At 73.9% G+C, this 23,393-nt stretch carries 19 protein-coding genes and 1 tRNA gene; 9 read left to right on the top strand and 11 right to left on the bottom strand.

The features are described from left to right. Position 1: 1 nt before the first annotated feature. Both J1G43_RS01170 and J1G43_RS01165 read right to left on the bottom strand, forming a co-directional pair. Complete coding sequence (locus tag J1G43_RS01170) at positions 2-502, bottom strand: FHA domain-containing protein (protein ID WP_207369686.1); 501 nt, start codon at positions 500-502, stop codon at positions 2-4. 9 nt (positions 503-511) lie between these two features. Next, positions 512-1,219 carry a DUF3662 and FHA domain-containing protein gene (locus tag J1G43_RS01165; RefSeq protein WP_207340078.1) on the bottom strand — a complete coding sequence of 236 codons (708 nt, stop codon included), beginning with the start codon at positions 1,217-1,219 and terminating at the stop codon, positions 512-514. Between the two features lie 361 nt (positions 1,220-1,580). Between J1G43_RS01165 and J1G43_RS01160 the strand changes: the two genes are divergently transcribed. The 3 genes from J1G43_RS01160 (at position 1,581) to J1G43_RS01150 (ending at position 5,009) form a co-directional block, all read left to right on the top strand. Beyond that, positions 1,581-1,663, top strand: a tRNA-Leu gene (locus J1G43_RS01160). A 792-nt stretch (positions 1,664-2,455) separates the two neighbouring features. Then, a complete protein-coding gene (locus J1G43_RS01155; RefSeq protein ID WP_207340079.1) occupies positions 2,456-3,574 on the top strand; it encodes a hypothetical protein in 1,119 nt (372 codons plus the stop codon). Positions 3,575-3,608: 34 nt separating this feature from the next. Then, positions 3,609-5,009: a class II 3-deoxy-7-phosphoheptulonate synthase gene (locus tag J1G43_RS01150; protein ID WP_207377788.1), complete on the top strand. Its 1,401-nt coding sequence runs from the start codon at positions 3,609-3,611 to the stop codon at positions 5,007-5,009. A gap of 330 nt (positions 5,010-5,339) precedes the next feature. Here J1G43_RS01150 and J1G43_RS01145 read toward each other — a convergent pair whose 3' ends face one another. Further along, entirely contained in the window at positions 5,340-6,209 is an 870-nt protein-coding gene (locus tag J1G43_RS01145; RefSeq protein ID WP_207377787.1) for an arginase family protein, read from the bottom strand. Positions 6,210-6,354: 145 nt separating this feature from the next. On the opposite strand from J1G43_RS01145, the gene J1G43_RS01140 reads away from it, so the two are divergent. Together J1G43_RS01140 and J1G43_RS01135 are read left to right on the top strand one after the other, a co-directional pair. Then, positions 6,355-7,821, top strand: coding sequence for an AlkA N-terminal domain-containing protein (locus J1G43_RS01140; RefSeq protein WP_207377786.1), 1,467 nt, complete (start codon positions 6,355-6,357; stop codon positions 7,819-7,821). A gap of 63 nt (positions 7,822-7,884) precedes the next feature. Next, positions 7,885-8,736, top strand: a complete 852-nt coding sequence (locus J1G43_RS01135; RefSeq protein WP_207377785.1) for an isocitrate lyase/phosphoenolpyruvate mutase family protein — start codon at positions 7,885-7,887, stop codon at positions 8,734-8,736. A 179-nt stretch (positions 8,737-8,915) separates the two neighbouring features. Here J1G43_RS01135 and aceB read toward each other — a convergent pair whose 3' ends face one another. Next, positions 8,916-10,583 carry a malate synthase A gene (aceB, locus tag J1G43_RS01130; RefSeq protein WP_207377784.1) on the bottom strand — a complete coding sequence of 556 codons (1,668 nt, stop codon included), beginning with the start codon at positions 10,581-10,583 and terminating at the stop codon, positions 8,916-8,918. An 85-nt stretch (positions 10,584-10,668) separates the two neighbouring features. Then, complete coding sequence (gene aceA / locus J1G43_RS01125) at positions 10,669-12,024, bottom strand: isocitrate lyase (protein ID WP_242635183.1); 1,356 nt, start codon at positions 12,022-12,024, stop codon at positions 10,669-10,671. 544 nt (positions 12,025-12,568) lie between these two features. On the opposite strand from aceA, the gene J1G43_RS01120 reads away from it, so the two are divergent. Beyond that, positions 12,569-13,987, top strand: coding sequence for a helix-turn-helix transcriptional regulator (locus tag J1G43_RS01120; RefSeq protein ID WP_207369978.1), 1,419 nt, complete (start codon positions 12,569-12,571; stop codon positions 13,985-13,987). Here J1G43_RS01120 and J1G43_RS01115 read toward each other — a convergent pair. The 3 genes from J1G43_RS01115 to J1G43_RS19310 form a co-directional block, all read right to left on the bottom strand. Next, positions 13,984-15,810, bottom strand: a complete 1,827-nt coding sequence (locus J1G43_RS01115) for a phosphoenolpyruvate carboxykinase (GTP) (RefSeq protein WP_207377783.1) — start codon at positions 15,808-15,810, stop codon at positions 13,984-13,986. The two genes, J1G43_RS01120 and J1G43_RS01115, sit on opposite strands and share 4 nt — an antisense overlap. Before the next feature lie 318 nt (positions 15,811-16,128). Then, entirely contained in the window at positions 16,129-16,722 is a 594-nt protein-coding gene (locus J1G43_RS01110) for a hypothetical protein (RefSeq protein WP_207340086.1), read from the bottom strand. Between the two features lie 176 nt (positions 16,723-16,898). Next, positions 16,899-17,432: a GNAT family N-acetyltransferase gene (locus J1G43_RS19310; protein ID WP_207377782.1), complete on the bottom strand. Its 534-nt coding sequence runs from the start codon at positions 17,430-17,432 to the stop codon at positions 16,899-16,901. A 183-nt stretch (positions 17,433-17,615) separates the two neighbouring features. Between J1G43_RS19310 and J1G43_RS19510 the strand changes: the two genes are divergently transcribed. Further along, complete coding sequence (locus J1G43_RS19510) at positions 17,616-18,176, top strand: TM2 domain-containing protein (protein ID WP_207377781.1); 561 nt, start codon at positions 17,616-17,618, stop codon at positions 18,174-18,176. Between the two features lie 38 nt (positions 18,177-18,214). Here J1G43_RS19510 and J1G43_RS01095 read toward each other — a convergent pair whose 3' ends face one another. Next, on the bottom strand, positions 18,215-18,799 hold the full coding sequence (locus J1G43_RS01095) for a TetR/AcrR family transcriptional regulator (protein ID WP_207377780.1): 585 nt from the start codon (positions 18,797-18,799) through the stop codon (positions 18,215-18,217). A 71-nt stretch (positions 18,800-18,870) separates the two neighbouring features. Here J1G43_RS01095 and J1G43_RS01090 point away from each other — a divergent pair, with 71 nt between their 5' ends. Next, on the top strand, positions 18,871-19,905 hold the full coding sequence (locus J1G43_RS01090) for a hypothetical protein (RefSeq protein WP_207377779.1): 1,035 nt from the start codon (positions 18,871-18,873) through the stop codon (positions 19,903-19,905). On the opposite strand, the gene J1G43_RS01085 is transcribed toward J1G43_RS01090, so the two are convergent. Both J1G43_RS01085 and J1G43_RS01080 read right to left on the bottom strand, forming a co-directional pair. Then, positions 19,892-20,356 carry a hypothetical protein gene (locus J1G43_RS01085; RefSeq protein WP_207340091.1) on the bottom strand — a complete coding sequence of 155 codons (465 nt, stop codon included), beginning with the start codon at positions 20,354-20,356 and terminating at the stop codon, positions 19,892-19,894. The genes J1G43_RS01090 and J1G43_RS01085 overlap by 14 nt on opposite strands. Before the next feature lie 345 nt (positions 20,357-20,701). After that, positions 20,702-21,286: a VanZ family protein gene (locus J1G43_RS01080; RefSeq protein ID WP_207377778.1), complete on the bottom strand. Its 585-nt coding sequence runs from the start codon at positions 21,284-21,286 to the stop codon at positions 20,702-20,704. A 454-nt stretch (positions 21,287-21,740) separates the two neighbouring features. On the opposite strand from J1G43_RS01080, the gene J1G43_RS01075 reads away from it, so the two are divergent. Next, on the top strand, positions 21,741-23,387 hold the full coding sequence (locus J1G43_RS01075; protein ID WP_207377777.1) for an ABC-F family ATP-binding cassette domain-containing protein: 1,647 nt from the start codon (positions 21,741-21,743) through the stop codon (positions 23,385-23,387). Positions 23,388-23,393: the final 6 nt, after the last annotated feature.

The raw sequence follows: 23,393 nt of genomic DNA, 5'->3' as shown, positions 1-23,393 counted from the left end.
GTCACCTCTGCAGCTCGAGCAGGCTCTGCCCGACGCGGATCGGCGTGCCGGTGGGCACGGGCGTGGGCTGCTCGACGCGCGAGTCGCCGACGAACGTGCCGTTCGTGGACCCGAGGTCCTCGACGAACCACCGGTCGCCCTGCGGGAAGATCCGCGCGTGCCGCGACGAGGAGTAGTCGTCGTCGAGGACCAGCGTGCAGCTGGGAGCCCGACCGACCAGCACCGCGGAGGAGCCGAGGGGGAGCGTGGTGCCGCGCAGCGGGCCCTCGGTCACCACGAGCCGGGTGGGGCCGCCGCTGGTGCGCGGGCGTCGCGGCGCGCGCGGCGCCTCGCCGGCGGGGACGGGTGCCTCGGCGGGCGCACCCTTGCCGGGGGCGCGGCGTCGGTCGATGATCCGCGTGCCGTACAGGTCCCGGCGCAGCACCGTGATGGCGGACAGGACGAGGAACCACAGCAGCGCGAGGTACCCCAGGCGCAGCAGGGTGATCGTGAGCTCACTCATGCCGCGGCATCACTCGTCCACGTCCGCGTCGCCCCCGGTCCAGAAGAGGATCCGGGTCCGGCCGATGGTCAGCGTGTTGCCGTCCAGCAGCGTCGCCGCGGGCACCTGGTGCCCCTCGACGAACAGTCCGTTGGTGGAGCCCATGTCGCTGGCGACGACCCCGTCCGGGGTGACCCGGATCTCGAGGTGCCGCCGGGACACACCCGGGTCGTCGACGATGATGTCGGCCTCCGAGCCGCGGCCGATGACCGTGACCGGGCCCGTGAGGATGTAGCGCTGACCGTCGATGTCGATCAGCGGGTGCCGCGGGCTGGGTGCCGCGTTGGTCGCCGGTGCCACCGGGCCGCGCACGGTCGCGCTGTGGACCGCGAACCGGCCGGCGTCCTGCTCCGTGTTCTCACTGAACGAGACGGTGACGGGGCCGACGAACGCGTAGTGCTGGCTCGCGGCGTGCTCCGTGACGTTGGCGGCCAGCTCCTCCGCGAGGGCCTCCGCACCCCAGGCCTCGACCTGGTCGTAGTCCGGCGTGGACAGCTCGATGGTGAACTCGTTGGGCACCACGGTGCGGTCACGGCCGACGACGGCGGCGCGGTCGTCGATCTCGCGGCGCAGCGCGTCGGCCAGCTCGATCGGCTTGACCTCGCTGCGGAAGGCCCGGGCGAACGCGTTGTTCACCACGCGCTCCACGCCGTTCTCGAACTTGTCGAGGAACCCCACGTCCACCTCCCTCCCGCCTCGGGCGGGCCGGTCGCCCGTCCCACCTGCCCTCGGTCCGTCCGCGCGGTGCGACGACGATCCGCGTCGATGGTATCCGTGCGGCGGCCTGGACGGGTGCCTGGGAGGGTGAACGGTGTACGCGGTGCGGTGTGGGCGGGTCGGGAGGGCTGACAGTGGACCGGTGGCGGCAGGCGTGCCGGTGCCGCCTCCGGTGGGTCGCTGTGGGGGAAGGCCCGAGGGAGCGCGGGGGTTGGCAGAGGCGGCGTGGTTGCACGGGTCGGTGGCCGTGGGACAGGGCCCTCGCCGCCCGTCGCGGGCAGTGTTTTTGACGGGGCCCTCGACGTGCTAACTTTGGCGGCGCGCGCGAGTGGCGGAACGGCAGACGCGCTGGCTTCAGGTGCCAGTGTCCGAAAGGGCGTGCGGGTTCAAATCCCGCCTCGCGCACAGTGGGGTCTCAGGACAACTGAGGCCCGGTAGTCCGGACAACTCCCGGCAGGACGAGATCCTGCCGGGAGTTTCTGGTTCCAGGGCCGAGTCGGCGACTTGGTGAGCACGCCAGCGTGCTATTACCTGCTCTTTACGCTGTGGAGCCGGCGTCGAGCGCGGATGGGCGCATGCCGACCAGCCCGGTCACCGTGGTGGTGCCGGGCTGGCTGAGGTTCCGTGGAGTTCGGTGGCGCCTCGTGCGTCAGGCGGTCGTGGGTGGCCTCTGCTTCGCGGAGTAGTAGGCCTCGTGGAACGCGCGCTTCCGTGTGCTCAACGTGCGAGACGTCCCGAGTCGGTTCTGGGGCATTCCGTACAGTCCGGACCCGATGACTCGCCGTCGCCGGGTGCGACCCGGCGCGAGGGCGCTAGGCGAGGGGGCCACGAGATGACGATGACCACGGGCGCGAGCGCGAGTTCTTCGCGCCTGCCGAGCAGGAGCGGGTCATGTCCGTCGCGCGCAAGACGATGGCTCTTCTCGAGGCGCTGATGACGGTCGCCGGCGCCCGCGAGGGTGCTGTCCGCCAGTGGGCCGACGACGTCCAGCGGTCGCGGCAGATCTCGCAGAGCCTGGGTGGTGCCCAGTCGCAGGACTGGTATCCGGCCAGGGACGGCACCCAGGCCGCGTTCGGATACGACGCGATCCTCAGCGCCCGCCGTCACTCATCCTCGCCTCCGCGGTGTGTCCCCGCGTGCCTTCGCATGCCGGCATCGCCGCCCGAACCCTCCCGTGCCATCCGTCAGGAGCGCGCCATGCCCACAATGTCCGGCCACCTTCCCGCTCCCGCGACCGGGGCCCGCCCGGTGTCGCCCGGCGGGCACGTCACCTCGGCAACCATGCTCGGCCACACCGTGCTGCTCGACCACGCCGTTCCCGAGGTCGACGCGCTCCTGCGTGCCGAGCTCGGGGCCTACTTCGGCATCGACGCACAGCTGCCCGAGCCACTCGTGCCGCTCGCGAGAGTTTCCGTCGAGGTGTCCGCCGAGGCCGGTGACCGGTGGCGTACCTCGCGCGGTGACGCGGGCCGCCCGATCCTTCTCCACTCCGGCAGCCACGCGTACGACGTCCGTCGCGGTGTTCGCCACGAGCACGACGGCGTGGTCGTCGTGGAGTCGGTCGACACCGGCTCGTGCGTGGTGTCCGACGTGGCCGCACGCACAGTCCACGTCGTCAACGGCGACCCGGCAGCCGCTGCCAGCGACGTGCGCCGTGTGGTGCGCGACCTGCTCTTCCTGCCGTGGCTCGAGGCGCACGGCGGCGTCGTGGTACACGCTGCGGCGGTCGTCGGAGCCGACGGCAGCGGGACGCTCGTCGTGGGCGATCGCGGCGCAGGCAAGACCTCGGTGTTCATGGCGGCTGCGCTGGACGGCGCCCGCGAGGCGCTCTCCTGTGAGCGCATCGTTCTGCTGCCCACACCCGACGGTCTGCGGATGCTGGCGTGTCCGGAGAAGATCAGCACGTTCCCGGGCACGCTGCGCGCCTTCCCGCAGACCGAGCACCTTGCAGGACCGCGCTCTGCCGACACCGAGTGGTCCCGGCCGGGCAAGCGGCGCATCGCCTGGCAGGACATGTTCGCCTGCCTCGGCTTCACCCCGGCCCAGCGTCCCGTGTACCTCGACCGCGTGGTCTTTCCCACCTGGGAGCCCGCAGGGAGGCCGGCGCGCCGGCTGGACCGCACGCAGACCTGGTTCCGGCTACTGGACCAGACCGTCACGGGGCGCAGCGTCGAACGCCCCGACTGGCTCGGTTGGTTTGCGCCCGCGCACACCGACGAGACCCTCTGGGCCGCCTCGGCCGCTCCGGCGTGGGCGGCGACATGGTCCGACCTCGACTCGGCCGCCGCGCTCACCCGCGGCGCACTGGACGACTGAGCACACACCTCCACTGCGAGAGAGAACGAGACCGATGACGAACACCGCCGAAGTGACCGACACCAACACTGACGCCGGCGCCCCCTGGACGAGCGACGCGTGGCGCACGCGACCGGTCGCGCAGGCTGTCGACTGGCCGGACGAAGCGCAGGCACAGCGGGCGCTCGAGCAGCTCCGCAAGCTTCCGCCGCTGATCTTCGCGGGCGAGGCACGTGCGCTGCAGAGCCAGTTGGCCGACGTCACCCGCGGCGCGGCGTTCGTCCTTCTCGCGGGCGACTGCGCCGAGTCGTTCGACGAGGTGTCGGCCGACCGCATCCGCGACCAGCTCAAGATCATCCTGCAGATGTCCCTGGTCCTCACTCACGGCGCCGGGCTCCCGGTGGTGAAGATCGGCCGGATGGCGGGGCAGCTAGCCAAGCCGCGCTCGGCGCCCACCGAGATCGTCAACGGGGTCGAGCTCCAATCGTTCCGCGGTCACCTCCTCAACGCCGAGAACGAGGACCCGGACTCGCGCCGCCTCGATCCCCGCCGGCTGGTCCAGGGCTACCACCACTCGGCGATCGTGCTGAACCTCGTGCGCGCGTTCACCAGCGGCGGATTCGCCGACCTGCGGGAGGTGCACCGCTGGAACCAGAGCTTCATCGCCGAAAGCCCTTCGGGTCAGCGGTACGAGATGCTGGCCGCCGAGATCGACCGCGCCGTCGAGTTCCTCCACGCGTGCGGCGTGCGCGACGACAACGACGAGCTCTCGCGCACGGCGTTCTACACCGCACACGAGGCGCTCGTCCTGGACTACGAGTCGGGTCTGACGCGACGCGAGGCCGCAACGGGCGAGTGGTACGACTGCTCGGCACACCTGCTGTGGATCGGCGAGCGCACGCGAGCGCTCGACGGCGCGCACATGGACTTCGTCAGGGGTATCCGTAACCCGATCGGCGTGAAGATCAGCGACGACTGCAGCCCTGAAGAGCTGCTGCAGATCTGCACCATGCTCAACCCCGAGCGCATCCCCGGTCGGCTGACGCTGATGATCCGCATGGGTGCTGGCGTGATCGACCGAGCACTGCCCGCGCTGGTCCAGGCCGTCGTCGACGCGGGGCACCCCGTCGCGTGGGTCAGCGATCCGATGCACGGCAACACGCGCACGACCGCGAGCGGCGTGAAGACGAGGTCGTTCGAGGACGTCAGCTCCGAATTCCTGTCGTTCGTGCGGATCGTGTCCGAAGCGGGTGCGTGGCCCGGCGGCATCCACCTCGAGCTGACCCCCGACGACGTCACGGAATGCACGGGCGGAAGCTGGCTGCTCGACGAGGACGAGCTAGGGCGCAACTACACAAGCCTCTGCGACCCGCGCCTGAACGGGCGCCAAGGGCTCGATCTGGCATTTCTCGCGGCCGAGGCGCTGCGCGACGCCCGGACGCTTTTGGCGCGCTGATGCGACGCTCGTCGGAGCAGGACGCACGGTCCGCAGCGCTCGACCAGCTGTCCCAGCGAGTTGTCCCAAGACCCCACAGTGAGGTGGTTCCGGAAGGAACCGCTCGAGCAGTAGCTTCGTGGTTTCCGGGGGTGCATGGGGCTGCTCTGGGGTGCTCGCGACGCGGCCCGGCGGTGGCCGGGCGAACAGGTGTGGACTCTCAGGCCGTCACCCGCGGCACGGGCGCGACGCCGGCCTCTGGTCGAGGGGTACGCCCGGTCGAGCGGTTCGGGCGACGGTTCTCTCCGAGCTCGACCTGCCAGGGGTCGGGCTGGAGGTGGTCGTCCGGGCTCACAGGGCCGGAGCCGGCGTGCCCAGGAGCTCCAGCAGGCCCAGGGCTGCGTCACGCATGCGGTCGTCGACGTCGTGGGTCGGGTCCCACGAGGCGACGGTCGCCGACGCGAGCGGGAGTCGCGTGACGGCGTCGAGCACCGTGGCGCGCACCTCGTCGGGCGTGAGGCCACCCGGCGCGGCGTAGGAGTTCGCCGGTGGGAGGGACGTGTCGTGCACGTCGAGGTCGACGTGCACGTGCACCGCGTCCGCGTGCGCGAGCACCCGGTCGAGCACGCTTCCCGCCCGCCCCGCCCGGACGTCGGCCACGGTCAACCACGTCGGTCCGGGGCCGTCAAGGAGCCGGCGCTCGGCCTCGTCGAGCTGGTGGCCGCCGACGAGGACCGTGCGGTCGTCGGGCGAGGGCGCGTACCCGGGCACGCTCGCGGCGAGTCCTTGCCAGCACCGGCCCGTGGTCATCGCCAGGCTCATGCCGTCGAAGAACCCGCTCGCCGACGTCGCGGGCGTCTGCAGGTCGCCGTGGGCGTCGAGCCACAGGACCGCCACGCGCCGCTCGGGCGCGAGGGCACGCAGGCCGGCGACGACCCCGAGCGTCACCCCGCAGTTGCCTGCGAGCACCACCGGCAGGTGGCCGGCGTGGGCGGCGACGTCCTGCGCGACGAGCCGCATCACCTCGGTGCCCGCGGCGGCCTCGACGATCGGACCGGGGCCGGCCGCGAGCTGGACGCGCCCGTGGTCGACGACGGCACCGTGGTGGGCCAGCCGCTGCGCAGCACCTGCGGCGACGAGGGCGGGCGGGCCGGCACCGTGGCGCACGTCCCGGCAGCCCGAGTCGTAGGGGACCTCCAGCAGGCGGATCCGGGCGGGCACGGCGTCCACTATGCCCGTGGGCACGTGGCGCTGGCCACTGGTTCAACGAGACAGGAGGTGGTGACGCCTGTCGGCATCGGTCGCCGCCAGGGTGATGTCGCATTCTCGCCAGACGCACGTCGCCGACGGGCACAAGACTGGCGATGTGCACCAGGACACCGAGCGCTGCATCCGCGCCGTGCAGTCGAGGGACAGCCGGTTCGACGGCTGGTTCTTCACCGCCGTCCTGAGCACGGGCATCTACTGCCGGCCGAGCTGCCCGGTGCCACCTCCCAAGGTCGTGAACATGCGGTTCATGCCGACCTCGGCCGCGGCCCAGCAGGCCGGGTTCCGGGCGTGCAAACGGTGCCGCCCGGACGCCAGCCCCGGCTCGCCGGAGTGGAACCAGCGGGCCGACCTGACGGCGCGGGCCATGCGGCTCATCGCCGACGGCGTGGTCGACCGGTCGGGGGTCTCCGGGCTCGCCTCGCGACTCGGGTACAGCGTGCGACAGGTCGAACGGCACCTGCGCGAGGAGCTGGGGACGGGCCCTCTCGCCCTCGCTCGCGCGCAGCGGGCGCAGACGGCGCGCCTCCTGCTGGAGGGCACAGGGCTGCCGATGGCCGACGTGGCGTTCGCCGCCGGCTTCTCCAGCGTCCGGTCGTTCAACGACACCGTGCGCGAGGTCTTCGCGCTGGCCCCCACCGAGCTGCGCCGTCGCGGCGCGGGCAGCGAGCTCGCCGCACCCGGGGTGCTGACCGTGCGGTTGCCCTTCCGTGAGCCGCTGTGCCCGGACAACCTCTTCGGCCACCTCGTCGAGACGGCGGTGCCCGGTGTGGAGGAGTGGCGTGACGGCGCGTTCCGTTGCTCCTTGCGGCTCGGGACCGGGCACGCGATCGCCTCCCTGCGTCCGATGCCGCAGCACGTCGTCTGCGGGCTCGTCCTCAGCGACCTGCGCCACCTGTCGACGGCGATCGCGCGCTGCCGCCGCCTGCTCGACCTCGACGCCGACCCCGTGGCCGTCGACGACGCCCTGCGTGCCGACCCGGTCCTGCAGCCCCTCGTCGACGCGGCACCCGGCCGCCGCGTGCCGCGCACGACCGACCCGGAGGGCTTCGCCGTGCGGGCCGTGCTGGGCCAGCAGGTCTCGACGGCCGCCGCGCGCACCCACGCGGCCCGGTTGGTCGTCGCGCACGGAACCCCGATCGACGATCCCCACGGCGGCCTGACCCACCTGTTCCCGGAGCCGTCGAGCCTTGCTTCGCTCGACCCGGCCCGTCTGGCGTTCCCGACGTCCCGACGCCACGCCGTCCTGCGGCTCGTCGAGGCGCTCGCCGACGGCAGCGTCGACCTCGGAGCGGGCGGCGACTGGCAGGAGGCGCGTGCCCGCCTGGCGGCGCTGCCGGGGATCGGGCCTTGGACGGTGGAGATGATCGCGATGAGGGCGCTCGGCGACCCCGACGCGTTCGTGCCGTCCGACCTCGGGGTGCGCGCGGCGGCGCAGCGGCTGGGCCTTCCCTCGACCCCTGGCGCCCTCACGCGGCGCGGCGCCCCGTGGCGACCGTGGCGGGCGTACGCGGTCCAGTACCTGTGGGCCGTCGGTGACCACCCCGTCAACCAGATGCCCTCGTGAGCCGGCACCCGATCGCGGCCAGGAGACCCGATGAAACGCTCACGGACACCCAGGAGAACCGCCATGACCACCACGACCGACCGTGCACCGGCATCGGCCGCCGAGCGTGCGCAGCGATTCCGGGACCTGCACGACCGGCTCCTCGTCCTGCCCAACGCCTGGGACGCCTGCAGCGCGGCGATCGTCGCAGCCGCAGGCGCTGCCGCGGTGGCGACGACGAGCGGTGGTGTCGCCTGGTCGCTGGGACGCGGCGACGGTGAGCTGCTCACCCGGGAGGAGACGGCCGAGGTCGTGCGCCGCATCGTGCAGGCGGTCGACGTGCCGGTGACCGCCGACGTCGAGGGTGGCTACGGGCCCGCACCCGAGGACGTCGCGCGGACGGTCGGGCTCGTGGTGTCCGCCGGTGCCGTCGGGGTGAACGTCGAGGACCTCGACCCCGGGGCGGGGTCGCTCCACCCGGTGGACGCGCAGGTCGCACGGATCGCGGCCGCGCGCGAGGCCGCTGCCGCCGCCGGGCTCCCGGGGCTCGTCGTCAACGCCCGCACCGACGTCCACCTGCGCGGCGTCGGCGCGGCGGACACCCGGCTCGACGAGACCGTCGAGCGGGCGCGTCGGTACGTCGCGGCCGGCGCCGACTGCGTCTTCGTCCCGGGCCTGCTCGACCTGCCCGAGCTGGAGACGCTCGCACGGGCCGTCCCCGCGCCGATCAACGCCATGGCGGTGCCGGGCGGCCCCTCCGTCGCTGCACTCGCCGCGGCGGGTGTCCGCCGGGTCAGCGTCGGCACGGCCCTGGCCGAAGCCGCGTACACGACGGCGCGCGCGGCTGCCACGGCGTTCCTGCGGGACGGCGAGCTCCCGGTCGCGGGGGACGCGCTGGACTACGGCGCGCTCCAGGCGCTGAGCGCGCGCGGCTGACGAGAGGTCCTTCGTGCCGTACCGGCACGTCGACGACCGTCCGGCGCGGCCGGGCGGTCAGGTGTCCAGGGGGCAGGGGCAAGGCGAAGGCCCCCGGTGGTGAAGCGGCTCCACCGCGTCACCACCGGAGGCCCTCGCGCCCGGGCTGCCCGACCGAACGCCCGGATCGGCCGCCCTCGTCAGCCCCGCGTCACCAGGTGCCGGGTGTAGGCGGGGATGGTGAGGAAGGTCGGGAAGTCGTCCGCGAGGGCGACCTCGCCGAACAGCGCGGCGGCGTCGTCGAAGCGGTCGCCCTCGCGGCGCTCGACGTCGGTGAGGACGTCCGCGAGCACCTCACGGACGGTCGGGGCGTCGATCACCGTGCCCTCGGCGGTCGTCGTGCCCTGGTGCACCCACTGCCACACCTGCGACCGGGAGATCTCCGCCGTCGCGGCGTCCTCCATGAGGTTGTCGATGGCCACGGCGCCGAGCCCTCGCAGCCACGCCTCGAGGTACCGCACGGCGACCGACACGTTCTGCCGGAGCCCTGCGTCGGTGACGGCGCCGGGCTGCGCCCCGCCCGCGGACGGGATGTCGAGCAGGTCGGCCGCGGTGACCTGCACGTCCTCGCGCAGGCGGTGCCGCTGGTCGGTGCGGTCGCCGAAGGCGGTGTCGAAGACCTCGCGCGCCACGGGCACCAGGTCGGGGTGGGCGACCCACGTGCCGTCGTAGCCCTGGCCGGCCTCGCGCTCCTTGTCGGCACGGACCTGCTCCAGGGCGCGTGCCGTCACCTCGGGCTCGCGGCGGTTCGGGATGAACGCGCTCATGCCGCCGATCGCCTGCGCCCCGCGGCGGTGGCACGTCGCGACGAGCAGCTCGGTGTACGCCTTCATGAACGGGACCGTCATCGTCACGCGGCCGCGGTCCGGCAGGACGAACCGCGGCCCGCGGGCACGGAAGCTCTTGATGATGCTGAAGATGTAGTCCCAGCGCCCGGCGTTCAGGCCCGCGCAGTGGTCGCGCAGCTCGTAGAGGATCTCCTCCATCTCGAACGCGGCCGTGATCGTCTCGATGAGGACGGTCGCGCGGATCGTGCCGTGCCGCAGGCCCAGGTACGTCTCGGTGAAGCGGAAGACGTCGTCCCACAGCCGCGCCTCGAGGTGGCCCTCGATCTTCGGCAGGTACAGGTACGGGCCGCGGCCCGCGTCGATCAGCGCCTGCGCGTTGTGGAACAGGTAGAGCCCGGCGTCGAACAGCGACGCGGAGGCCGCGCACGACTGGCCGGCACGGTCGGTGAGCTGCACGTGCTTCTCGGTGAGGTGCCAGCCGCGGGGGCGGAAGACGATGGTCGGCGTCGTCACACCGACCCGGTACTCCTTGCCCTCGGGCGTCGTGAAGTCGACCTGCCCGCGGATCGCGTCGTACAGGTTCACCTGGCCCGAGATCGCGTTCGTCCACGTGGGGCTCATGGCGTCCTCGTGGTCGGCGAGCCACACCTTCGCCCCGGAGTTCAGCGCGTTGACGGTCATCTTGCGGTCGGTCGGGCCCGTGATCTCGACGCGCCGGTCCGTCAGGCCCGGCCCCGGTCCGGCGACGCGCCACGTCCGGTCGGCGCGGATGTGCGCCGTCAGCGGCAGGAAGCCGGGGTCCGCGCCGTTGGCGAACCGCTCGCGGCGCCGCTGCCGGGCGAGCAGCAGCTCGTGCCGCCCACCCGAGAAGCGCTCGTGCAGGGCGGTGAGGAAGTCCATCGCCTCGGGCGACAGCACCAGGTCGGTGCCCTCGACCGGGGGCCCGGTCACGGTCAGCCGGGGGTGCGCGAACGGCGAGGTCAGGCTCGCCGCCCGGGGCGACGTGTCGGTGAGGGTCATGACGTTCTCCTGGTTCGTGATCAGCGTGAGGGGACCTCTGCGGGAGGACCGAGCGGCGTGCCGCGAGAGGGTCGGGCCGGGCGGGTCAGTGGCGGAACTGGGCCGTCTCGGTGGAGCCGGCCAGCGCGAGGGTGGCGCTGTCGGGGCTGATCGCGGTGGCGACCTGGTCGAAGTAGCCCGTGCCGACCTCCCGCTGGTGGCGGGTCGCGGTGTAGCCGTCGGCCTCGGCGGCGAGCTCGGCCGTCTGCAGGTCGACGTAGGCGCTCATGCCGCGCTCGGCGTAGCCGCGGGCGAGCGTGAACATCGACTCGTTGAGGGCGTGGAAGCCGGCGAGGGTGATGAACTGGAACGCGTACCCGTGGGCCGCCAGCTCGCGCTGGAACCGGGCGATCTGCGCGTCGTCGAGGTGCGCGCGCCAGTTGAACGACGGCGAGCAGTTGTAGGCGAGGAGCTTGCCGGGGAACGTCTCGTGGATCCGCTCGGCGAACTCGACGGCCAGCGCGACGTCCGGCGTCGCCGTCTCGACCCAGATGAGGTCGGCGTGCGGTGCGTACGCCTGCGCCCGTGCGACCACCGCGTCGAGGCCCGGGCGGACCCGGAAGTACCCCTCGGCGGTGCGCTCGCCCGTGAGGAACTCCTGGTCGCGCTCGTCGACGTCGGACGTCAGCAGGTCCGCACCGAGGGAGTCGGTGCGGGCGACGACGACCGTCGGGGCGCCGGCCACGTCGGCCGCGAGCCGTGCCGCGGACAGCGTGCGCACGTGCTGCGACGTCGGGACCAGGACCTTGCCGCCCAGGTGGCCGCACTTCTTCTCCGCGGCGAGCTGGTCCTCCCAGTGCACGCCCGCGGCACCGGCGGCGATCATCGCGTGCATCAGCTCGTACGCGTTGAGCGGGCCGCCGAAGCCGGCCTCGGCGTCGGCGACGATCGGCGCGAGCCAGTCACGCGTCGGCGTGCCGTTCTCGGCGACGTCGATCTGGTCCGCCCGCAGCAGCGCGTTGTTGATGCGCCGCACGACGGCCGGCACGGAGTTCGCCGGGTAGAGCGACTGGTCCGGGTACGTCTGGCCCGACAGGTTCGCGTCGGCGGCGACCTGCCAGCCGGACAGGTAGATCGCCTCGAGCCCCGCGCGGACCTGCTGGACGGCCTGGTTGCCCGTCAGGGCGCCCAGCGCCGGCACGTGCGTGCGGGTGTGCAGCAGCTCCCACAGCCGCTCGGCGCCGCGCCGGGCCAGCGTGGGGTCCTCGCGGACCGAGCCGCGCAGCCGCACGACGTCGGCACCGGTGTGCCGGCGCTCGATGCCGGCCCAGCGCGGGTCGGTGCGCCACGTGTGCTCGAGCTCCTCGGCGGTGCGGGTCTGCGCGCCGGGGCGGACGTCGACCGCACCCGCGACGGCGGCGGGGGCCTGCAGGTCGTCCAGCGGGGTGGTGGGAGCGGTCATCGTCGTGCCTCTCGCGTCGTGCGTGGCCCCGGAGGGCGTCCGGGGGGAGCCGGTCGGCGTCCCACGACCAACGTGCCCGCTCGGCGAGGGCCGTGGGGCGGTCGTGGCTGCGGAAGATCGGGGAGTCTTCCGCGGCGCGCAACAGGCCGGGTCGTCGCACCGCTCGAACGAGCCGATGTGAAGAGCGACGGTTCTTCACAGGGAATCGACCGGTTCGCCGCGGAAGATCGACGCATCCGCGCACGTCAGCCGATCAACGACGGAAGGATCTCGATGCTTCTCCTGGACGGGACCGTTCCCACGGTGTGACGCTGACACGGTGACGACGACGGCACCCCGGCCCCCGGACCCCCGACGCGCGATCGACCCTGCGGCCGGTCGCGTCGCGGCCTCGAGGGCCGCGTCGGCCTCCCGCGCGCCCGGGGGAGGGGTGGGACGCCCGAGGTCTGCCGAGCCCGGTACGTCTCGCGGCAGGACTGCGGACGCCGGTACCGACCCGGTCTCCCGCGGGTCCGGGGACGGGGGCGGCGCGACCGTCGACACCCTGGTCCTGGGCCGCCTCGTGCGTCACCTGCGCACCGCGCGTGGCATGACGCTCGACGACCTCGGGCGCGCGATCGGGCGGGCGCCGTCGCAGGTGTCGATGCTGGAGAACGGGCACCGCGAGCCCAAGCTGTCGCTGCTGGCGCAGGTGGCCGAGGCGCTCGGCGTCCCGCTGCGGGACCTGCTCAGCCCCGAGCCCCCCACGCGCCGTGCCGCGCTCGAGGTGCAGCTGGAGCGGGCGCAGCGTGGCCCGCTGTTCGCCAGCCTCGGCATGCCGACGGTGAAGGTGGGTCGCTCGCTGCCGTCCGACGCGCTCGAGGCGCTCGTCGCGCTGCAGGACCAGGTGCAGCGGCTGCTGACGGAGAACGCGGCCACGCCCGAGGAGGCGCGGCGCGCGAACGCCGAGCTGCGGTCCCGGATGCGCGCGCAGGACAACTACTTCCCCGCGCTCGAGGAGCACGCGCGGACCCTGCTGGACGCCGTCGGGCACCACGGTGGCCCGCTGTCGCAGCGCGCGACGGCGGAGATCGCGGCGCACCTCGGCTTCACGCTGCACTACGTCGCCGACCTGCCGCACTCGACGCGCACGGTCACGGACCTCGCGCACGGGCGCATCTACCTGCCGCAGACCGGTGCCGCGCACAACGACTCACGCTCACCGCTGCTGCAGGCCGTCGCGTCGCACGTGCTGGGGCACTCCGAGCCCGTCGACTACGCGGACTTCCTGCGCCAGCGCGTGGAGGCGAACTACCTGGCCGCGGCGCTGATGATCCCCGAGGCGTCGGCCGTGGCGTTCCTCGGCGACGCCAAGGCCGAGCGGCGGCTGTCGGTGGAGGACCTGCGCGACACCTACGCCGTGCCGTACGAGACGGCGGCCCACCGCTTCACCAACCTCGCCACGCGGCACCTGCAGATCCCGGTGCACTTCATGAAGGTCCACGAGGGCGGCACGCTGCACAAGGCGTACGAGAACGACGGCGTCGTGTTCCCGTCGGACCCGCTGGGGGCGATCGAGGGGCAGCCGGTCTGCCGGCAGTGGACGGCGCGCGTGGTGTTCACGCTCGACGACCGGTTCAGCCCGTACTACCAGTACACGGACACGTCGTCGGGCACGTTCTGGTGCACGTCGCGCGTGCAGGGGTCATCCCAGGGTGCCTTCTCCGTGAGCGTCGGGACGCCCTTCGCGCACGTCCGCTGGTTCCGGGGACGCGAGACGACGGAGCGCGCGGCGTCGCGCTGCCCGGACGCGTCGTGCTGCCGGGAGGCGCCGCGCGCGCTCGCGAGCCGCTGGGAGGACCAGGCGTTCCCGAGCGCCCGGCCGCACGCGTCGCTGCTGGCCGCGCTGCCGGTGGGCGTGTTCCCCGGCGTGGACCAGACCGAGGTCTACGAGTTCCTCGAGCGGCACGCGCCTCGGTCCTAGGCCCGCCAGAGGCGCTGCTCGACATCGGTCAGCGCGTCCCGCACCGCGGCCGGCACACGCTCGCCCACCTCGTCGAACCAGGCGGCGGTCCGCGCCACCTCCTGCCGCCAGGCGTCCGTCGGCACGTCCAGCAGCGCCGCGAGCTCGCCGTCGCCGACGTCCGTCCCGGTGACGTCGAGCGCCCCCGGAGCGGGCACCAGGCCGACGGGCGTCTCGACCGCGGCCGACGACCCGTCGAGCCGTCCCAGCGCCCACGCCAGCACGCGGACGTTGTCCCCGAACCCCGGCCACAGGTACCGCCCGTCGGCGTCGGTGCGGAACCAGTTGACGCAGAACACCGCCGGCGCGCCGACCCCCAGCCGCTCGCCGACGCGCAGCCAGTGCGCCCAGTGGTCGGCCACGTGGTACCCGCAGAACGGCAGCATGGCGAACGGGTCGCGCCGCAGCTCCCCGACCGTCCCCTCGGCGGCCGCGGTCTGCTCGGAGGACACGGTCGCGCCCAGCAGCACGCCGTGCGCCCAGTCGCGCGCCTGCACCACCAGGGGCACGGTCGACGGACGACGACCGCCGAACAGGATCGCGTCGACGGGCACGCCCTCGGGGTCGTCCCAGTCGGGGGCGATCGTCGGGCAGCGGTCCGCGCGCACCGTGAACCGGGAGTTGGGGTGGGCGGCGGGGCGGTCCGCGTCGGGCGTCCAGTCCTGGCCCCGCCAGTCGACGAGGTGGGCCGGCGGCTCGTCCGTCAGGCCCTCCCACCACACGTCGCCGTCGTCGGTCAGCGCGACGTTCGTGAAGATCGTGTCGCTCGCGACCATCTCGACCGCGGCGGGGTTGGTGCGCGGCCCCGTGCCGGGGGCGACGCCGAAGAACCCGGCCTCGGGGTTGATGGCCCGCAGCCGCCCGTCGGGACCCGGCCGCATCCACGCGATGTCGTCACCGATCGTCTGCGCCGTCCAGCCGGGCAGCGTCGGGCTGAGCATCGCCAGGTTCGTCTTGCCGCACGCCGACGGGAAGGCCGCGGCGACGTGGAACGCGCGGCCCTGCGGGGACGTCAGCCGCAGCAGCAGCATGTGCTCCGCGAGCCAGCCCCCGTCGCGCCCCATGACGGACGCGATCCGCAGGGCGAAGCACTTCTTGCCCAGCAGCGCGTTGCCGCCGTACCCCGAGCCGTACGACCAGATCTCGCGGGTCTCGGGGAAGTGCACGACGTACTTGGTCGGGTTGCACGGCCACGCCACGTCGTCGGCGCCGCCCGGTGCGAGGGGCGCGCCGACGCTGTGGACGGCCGGGACGAACGCGCCGTCGGACCCGAGGTGCTCGAGCACGGCGGTCCCCACGCGGGTCATCAGGTGCATGCTCACCACGACGTACGGGGAGTCGGTCAGCTCGACGCCGTACTCGGCGAGCGGTGAGCCGACCGCACCCATCGCGAACGGCACGACGTACATCGTGCGGCCGCGCATCGAGCCGGCGAACACGTCACGCAGCTCGGTGCGCATCGCCGCGGGGTCGCGCCAGTTGTTCGTCGGACCGGCGTCGGCCTCGTGCTGCGAGCAGATGAAGGTGCGGCTCTCGACGCGCGCCACGTCGTCCGGCGCGGAGCGCGCGAGGAAGCTGCGGGGACGACGCTGCGGGTCCAGCCGCACGAAGGTGCCCTGCGCGACGAGCAGCTCGCACAGCCGCGCGTACTCCTCGGGTGAGCCGTCGCACCAGACGACCTCGTCGGGCTGCGTCAGCTCCGCCGTCGCCGCGACCCAGGCGCGCAGGTCCGCGTGGGTCGTCGGGGCGCCGGTCGCCGTGGCCGGGGTGTCGAGCGTCGTCATCGTCCGTCCCTCCCGTGCGGCACGGCGTCACCGCCGTGGCGCGTGGTCCGTGCACCTGCGGCACCGCACCGGAGCCGCATCTCCACCGTGGACCTGCACGAGCGCCGCGGCGAGCCGCGCGCGGGAGAAGTTCGGGGGATCTTCCTGGTGACGGAAGAGGTTGCAGCGGTCGCGCCCAGGCCGCGTGGAGCCGGTCCTGACGGCAGGCGTGCGGACCTGCTCGAGACGGAAGGGACACGACGCGCGCGCGGACCCTGGTGGGCGACCCGGCTCCTGCCCGACCGTGCCGTGGTCACCGCGTCACACGGCGACCACCGCTCACCCCTGCAGGCGGCGACGGAGCTCGTCGTAGGTCGCCCGCAGGCGTGTGTCGTACCCACCGTCCTCGTCGAGGTCCTCGTCGTCCTCGAGGTAGGGGTCGCGGTCCTCGGCGGCGGCCAGCTGCGCCAGCGCCGCCCGCTCCTCCGCCTCGGGGTCGAAGTGGAGCGCCTCGATGAGGATGTCCGTGAGGTCCAGGGTCTGGGTGCCGTCCTGCGCGACCCGCACCGGGCAGACGGCACCGCGCACGTGGTGGTCGAACTCGTCGAGCAGCGGGGTCTGGCCGGGCCGGACCGTCAGCGTGACGGTCGGCGGCGGCTCCGTCAGCACCGCCAGCTCGGCGGCCGAGAGCGCGCGGATCTCCTCGAGCTCGGCGACGTCGACCGCGCTGCGCGGGAACAGCTGCCCGACGGTGAGGTCGGGGCGTGTGATCGCCAGGGTCGAGAGGCGGGACGCGGCTCGGGCCAGCCGGTCCGCGTGCTGGGCGAGCGCGCCGATCGTGAACTCGTCGGGCACGGTGCCGACGTGCAGCGTCCACGCGGAGATGGCCTCGTCGATCGTCGCGATGATGTCCCGGGCCCTGTACTCGTCCACGTCGTCCTCCGTCGGATCGTCCACGTCCTGCCAGCAGCGGCACCCGACGGCCCGTTCAGGACCGCGGTCATCCGTACGGCGCAGGCACGCGGACGGCACGGCCGACCCGCCTCACCGCACCTCGCCCGTTCGGGCGACGACGGCTGCCGGCAGACGGCACGGGGCCAGGACGAGAGTCAGCGATCCACGGCCGGGTCGAGCGCCTGGAACATGGCGTGGTCCTGCCAGCGGCCCGCGATCCTCAGGTACTGCGGCGCGGTGCCGTAGCGGACGAAGCCGTTGCGGGCGAGCACCCGCTGCGACGCGACGTTGTGCAGGAGCGTCTCGGCCTGCACGCGGTGCAGGCCGAGGTCGCGGAACGCGACGTCGAGCAGCTCCCCGACCGCCGCCGTCGCCAGGCCCCGGCCGTTGTGCGCCGAGGCCACCCAGTAGCTCAGGGCGCACGACTGCAGGGCTCCCCGGACCACGCCGGTCAGGGCGATCCGACCGACCACGGACCCCTCGTCGACGATCACGTGCACCCGGCCGAGACCGTCGCGCTGCATCGCCAGGGCGTCGCGGACCGCCTCCCGCTGCCCGTCGAGAGAGAAGAAGGACTCGTCACGGATCGGGTCCCACGGCGCGAGGAACGCCCTGTCGACGCGCAGCAGGTCCACGAGCGCCGGCGCGTCGTCGAGCTCGATCGGGCGGGTCACGACGGTCGCGGGCACGTCGCCATGATGGCGGACGTGCCCGCGGCGTGGCGGCCCGCGAGCGTCCCCGCGCCCGACCTGACGGTCCTGCGGCGCGCGGGACCGTCGGCGTGCGGGTGGAGCTCCGGGCCGTCCGTTCCCCGCCGGCGCGGACGCGGGTAGCGTGGGGTGATCCGCTGCGCCGACCCGGGGGGAGCGCTCGTGACCGACCTCGACCTGGACCTCGACGAGGACCTCGAGCGTCCCGTCGTGACGCGCCGCCCCGCGGGGCCGCCGCCCCCGCTGTTCCAGCCGCTGTCCGCCACCGTGCGCTACCCGCCGGGGCCGGTGCCGGACGTCGAGGACGACGTGCCGCAGCCCGCCGCGACGCCGCGTCGCTGGGGCGCGCTCGTGCGGCAGCTGTTCGCACCGCGGACGTCCGTCGCCGCACGCCCGGTGACGGACGCGGGGCCGGCGCTGCGTTCGCGGCCGTTCGTCCTGCGCGGGCGGGTCATGGTGCCCGTGGGTCCGTGGCCGCGCTCGCGGGTGGTCGCCGGGCTGCTCGGCGTCCTGCTCGGCGCGACGGGTCTGCACGCGGTCTACCTGGGCCACCGGCGCCGCGGCCTGCTCATGCTGGCGACCGCGGTGGTCGGTGGGGTGCTCACGCTCGGTCTGGCCACCCTCGCGATGGGTGTGTGGGGATTCACCGAGGGGCTGCTCGTGCTGTGCGCCCGGCGCGGCCGGTTCGCGCACGACGCCTGGGGTCGGCCGCTGCGCGGCTGAGGCACGGGCCGCTGCGGTGGCCGGAACGCGCCGCCGCGTCAGCCTGGCGTCGCGGCGAGGTCCTCGAGGTGCCGGCGCAGCACGGCCCGGCACCGCTCGCCGGTGACGGCGTCCGGCCGGACCGCCGCGTGCACCGCGAGACCGTCGACCACCGCGTGCAGCCGGTCCGCCTCCAGGTCCACGTCCACCCGCCCTGCGGCGATCGCCTCGACCCAGTGCCGGCACCCGGCGCGGACCAGGTCGTGGTTCTCCTCGGCGCACGCGCGCAGCGACGGGTCGACCAGCGCGCGGGCGGTGAACGCCGTCCAGACCTCGTTCTCGGCGCGGCGCTCGTCGTCGAGGGGGAGCAGCTCGAGCAGGTGCCGCTCGGCCGCGTCGAGCGGATCACCGGACGCGTCCTGCGCCGCGACGCGGGCGGTGACCCGCTCGACGACCTGCGCCATGGCGAACACGAGCAGCTCGCCCTGCGTGGCGAACATGTGGCGCAGCGACCCGGCCGACAGTCCGGCCTCGGCGGCGACGTTGCGCACCGACGCGTTCTCCAGCCCGTCGCGGCGGATCACCCGCCAGGTCGCGTCGGCGATCTCGCGGCGTCGGGCGTCGGCGTCCAGGAGTCGGGGCACCTCGTCGTTATAGCACAGTCGTGCTAATCTCTCGGGAACTAGCACGGTCGTACTACATCAGGGGGCCCGCGATGGCCACGACGACCACCCCACGCACCTCGCCCGGCCCGTGGGCCACCGTCCGGTGGCTCGCCCGGCACCGCAGCGTGCAGGTGACTGCGGCGCTGTGGCTCGCGGGCAACGCCGTCGTGCTGCTGCTGGCGGGACGGACCCTGCCGTTCGACTGGCCCGCGCTGCCGGGCTCGGCCGTCGACCAGCTCGTCGGTGCCGACGTCGCGATGCTGAGCGTCCTGGCCCTCATGGCCCTGACGTGCCTGCTGACCCGGCGGCGGGTGCGGCCCGACGTCGCCGCCCGCGCGCCGGACGTCGCGACGGCGCGCCGCGAGACCGTCCTGCTCCTGGCCTGGGCGGCGCTCGGCCTGCTCGGCGGGTTCGTGCTGGGCCGGCTCCTGGGGTGGCACCCGATCGGCCTGCACCTCGCCGGGTCCGTGGTCGGGACGCACGACCACGTGGCCCCCGCCGAGGCGGGCACGTGGGCCGTCTACAACCTCGTCGTCTACGCGATCGTGCCGCTCGCCGTCTTCCGCCGCCGGTACTCGGCCGCGCAGCTGAACCTCGTCTCCACCGACCGCCGCGGTGACGTGCGGCTGATCCTCGTCGTCCTCGTCGCGGAGTCCGCGATCCAGGTCGCGACCCTCGCCACGGTGGTCGGCCGGCTGTCGACGCACCAGTACCTCGTCGGCGTCCCGGTGACCTTCCTGCTCTACCTCGCCGGCACCGGCCTGCCGATCATGGTGTTGGTCCACGCGCTGCTGGTGCCGCGGCTGCTCCGGCTCACCGGCTCGACGCCCGCCACGGTGGTGCTCGGCGGCGTCCTCTACACGGCGCTGCACGCCTGGGACGCCTGGACGGTCCTCACGACGCCCACCGACGCGGTGCTGTCGGTCGTCTTCCTGTGCTTCGTCTACCTCGCCCCCGGGATGATGAAGACCCTGCTCACCGTCCGGACGGGGAACGCGTGGGTGCACCTGTGGGCGTACCACGCGCTCGCGCCGCACACCCTGATCGACAGCCCGCACGTGGTCGAGATCTTCAGGATCCGTTGACCGGGTGCCCGCCCGCGTCCCTGATCGGCGGGATCTCGGACTCGTCCCTGATCCGGGCGTGGGTGAGGTCGAAGCCCCGCAGGAGCGCCAGTGCGCGCTCGCTCACGCACAGGTACACCCTGCGCACGAGCGTGAAGTCGTCGGTGGGCGTGCCGACGGGCACCAGACGGTGCCACGTCGGCATGTCCAGCCCGTCGGGATGCAGCTGGTCGAACACGTCGGAGGTGCTGACGCGCACGGGTGCGAGCTCCCACCCGGTCAGTGCGGACGTCGACAGCGCCTGCGCGAGCCTGCCGCTCACGAGCCAGTACCCCGACGTCTGGACGATGTCGTCACCTCCCCAGTCGTCGAACTCGTAGGCGAGCTCACCGAGCAGCTGGGGGTCACGGGTGATGTCGTAGTCGACTCCGGGACCGAGGTCGCCCTCGACAGCGGGGTGCAGCCAGTACATCGTCAGCGCTCCCTCGGTCGGAACCGGTGGCCGAGCCGGTCCAGGCAGCCGACCAGCCCGGCACGGTCGGACAGCAGCAGGCGCCGCAGCGTCTCCTCGACCAGCAGGAACGCGGTCCTTGAGGCCAGGCCGCACCGTAGTGGTACCCGACCCGCTCCCGCGCACGCCGTCCACAGCCACCCGTCCCGTGGCACAGGCACGAGGTCCGACGCCCACGGTCCCGGCTGGATGTGGGGGTGGGTCGTCCCCGGGATCGTCATCACGGTGCTCGTCGACGCGTGGCTGGTGGTGGACCTGACAGGGCGCGCCGGCCGCGCCGCTGCGACGACCCTGGTGCTCAGCCGCTCACGACGGCTCCGCGACGACCCCGCCTGGAGCGCGCACCCGGCCGTCCCGGCCCCGCCGCAGCCGAGGCGCGAGCAGGTGCACCCCGACGACGGCCGCGACGGCGCCGCCCAGGGTGTTGAGCAGGACGTCGTCGACGGTGGAGTAGCGGCCCAGGCCGAGCACGTACTGGGCGGCCTCGACGGCGGCGGACGTCGCGGCGACGACGGCGGTGGTGCGCGGGACCGTGGCGAGGCGGCACGACACCACCGGCAGCAGCAGGCCGAGCCAGGACAGCAGGGCGAGGTTCCCGGCCACCTGCGCCCACGTCGTCGAGCTCACCCCCGCGGCCAGGGCCGAGCGCAGGGGCACCAGGTCGACGGCGCGGCCCTCGCCCGTGCCCAACGGGGTCAGGGTCGCGAACCCGGTGGCGACCGCGAGGACCACGAACACGGCGCGCGGCGCGACCCGTAGCAGGAACGACGACCACGTCCCCCCGCTGCGCACGTCGCGCACACCCAGGACGACGACGCCGAGGACGGCGAACGCCATCAGCACGGCGAGCACGACGAACCGGCCCGCGAAGGCCTCCAGGTAGTAGCGCACGGCGCGAGTCTGTCGTTCCAGGACGTCGGCCGTGACGACGGTGGCAGGACGTCCACACGATCTCCTCGTCGCCCCCCGTGGCTGATCGCAGGACCGTCCGGGTGTCGTGACCCCGTGGTGCTTGCGGACGGACCCCGCGGGGAACGCGGCCGGTGCGGTCGTCGCGGAGGTCGGCTACTCCTGCACCAAGGCGGGCGCCGGCGCCTCGGGCGCGTCAGCCGACAGGGTCGCCGTCCAGTCGCGCGCCTCCGACGAAGGAGGTCGGAGTCCCGGCCGGCGCGGTGACGTCCTCCGCCTACGACTCCCTCGGGGTTTCACGCCCGCCCAGCCGGGTGCGGGACGACGGCCCGGTCCTCGCGGGCCGGGCCGTCGTCGCCCCTCCGAACGCGGCGCACCGGGCGGCCGCGGCGGAAATCACGGTCATGCCCTGCCGAGGCCCGGGCATCATGAGCCCATGAGTGCGACCCTCCAGGCCAAGGATGTGGCCGCGGCGTTCGGCGACCGCGAGCTGTTCTCGGGCCTCGACCTCGTCGTCGCGCCCGGTGACGTCGTGGGGCTCGTCGGCCCCAACGGCGCCGGCAAGACGACCCTCCTGCGCATCCTCGCCGGTCAGCGCGCCCCCGAGGCGGGCTCGATCGCCCTGTCGCCGCCGACGGCGCAGGTGGGGTACCTCGTGCAGGAGGTCGAGCGGCACCCCGACGAGACGGTCCGCGGGTTCCTCGAGCGGCGCACGGGCGTCGCCGACGCGCAGCAGGCGATGGACGCGGCGTCCGACGCGCTCGCGGCCGACGCCCCCGACGCGGCCGACGAGTTCACGCACGCGCTGGAGCGCTGGATGGCGCTCGGCGGCGCCGACCTCGACGCCCGGCTCGGCGTCGTCGCCGACGACCTCGGGCTCGCGGTCGACCTGGACCTGCCGATGACGGCGCTGTCCGGCGGGCAGGCCGCGCGCGTGGGCCTGGCGGCGCTGCTGCTGTCACGCTTCGACCTGTACCTGCTCGACGAGCCGACCAACGACCTGGACGCTGACGGCCTGGACCGGCTCGAGGAGTTCGTCGAGCGCGCGCAGGCGCCGATCGTCGTCGTCAGCCACGACCGGGAGTTCCTGGCGCGGACGGTCACGACGGTCGTCGAGATCGACCGCAGCCTGCAGCGCGTGGCCACCTACGGCGGCTCGTACGACGCGTACCTGGAGGAGCGCTCGACGGCCCGCCGCCAGGCGCGCGAGGCGTACGAGGACTACGCCGGCCGCCGCGACGCGCTCGCGGGCCGGGCGCGGATGCAGCGCGCGTGGATGGAGAAGGGCGTGCGCAACGCGCGGCGCAAGGCCAGCGACAACGACAAGTTCGTCAAGCACCACCGTGGGGAGACGTCGGAGAAGCAGGCGTCCAAGGCACGCCAGACCGACCGCATGATCGAGCGGCTGGAGACGGTCGAGGAGCCGCGCAAGGAGTGGCAGCTGCGCATGAGCATCGCCACCGCGCCGCGCTCCGGGGCCGTCGTCGCGACCACCCGGGCGGCGGTGGTCCGGCGCGGGGACTTCGTCCTCGGGCCCGTCGACCTGCAGCTCGACTGGCAGGACCGGGTCGCGGTCACCGGGCCCAACGGGTCCGGCAAGTCCACGCTGCTGGCGCTGCTGCTGGGACGCGTCGACCCCGACGAGGGATCCGCGGCGCTCGGCCCCGGCGTGCTCGTCGGTGAGGTCGACCAGGCGCGCGCCGCGTTCGAGGGCGACGAGCCGGTGGGGGAGGCGTTCGCCCGGCAGGTGCCGGACTGGACGACCGCCGACGTCCGGACGCTGCTGGCCAAGTTCGGTCTCGCCGGGCACCAGGTCGGGCGCCCGGCGGCGTCGCTCTCCCCCGGGGAGCGCACGCGCGCCGCGCTGGCGCTGCTGCAGGCCCGCGGCGTCAACCTCCTGGTCCTCGACGAGCCGACGAACCACCTGGACCTGCCGGCGATCGAGCAGCTCGAGCAGGCGATGGAGTCGTTCGACGGCACGATCCTGCTGGTCACGCACGACCGGCGGATGCTCGACACCGTGCGGCTCACGCGTCGGTGGCACGTCGAGGACGGGCAGGTGGCCGAGGTGCAGCCGGACTGACCGGGT

Origin of the sequence: Cellulomonas sp. zg-ZUI22 (assembly GCF_017353535.1) — a bacterium.
In the GTDB taxonomy this organism is placed as follows: domain Bacteria; phylum Actinomycetota; class Actinomycetes; order Actinomycetales; family Cellulomonadaceae; genus Cellulomonas; species Cellulomonas wangleii.
This window is presented reverse-complemented; position numbering and strand designations above follow the sequence as displayed.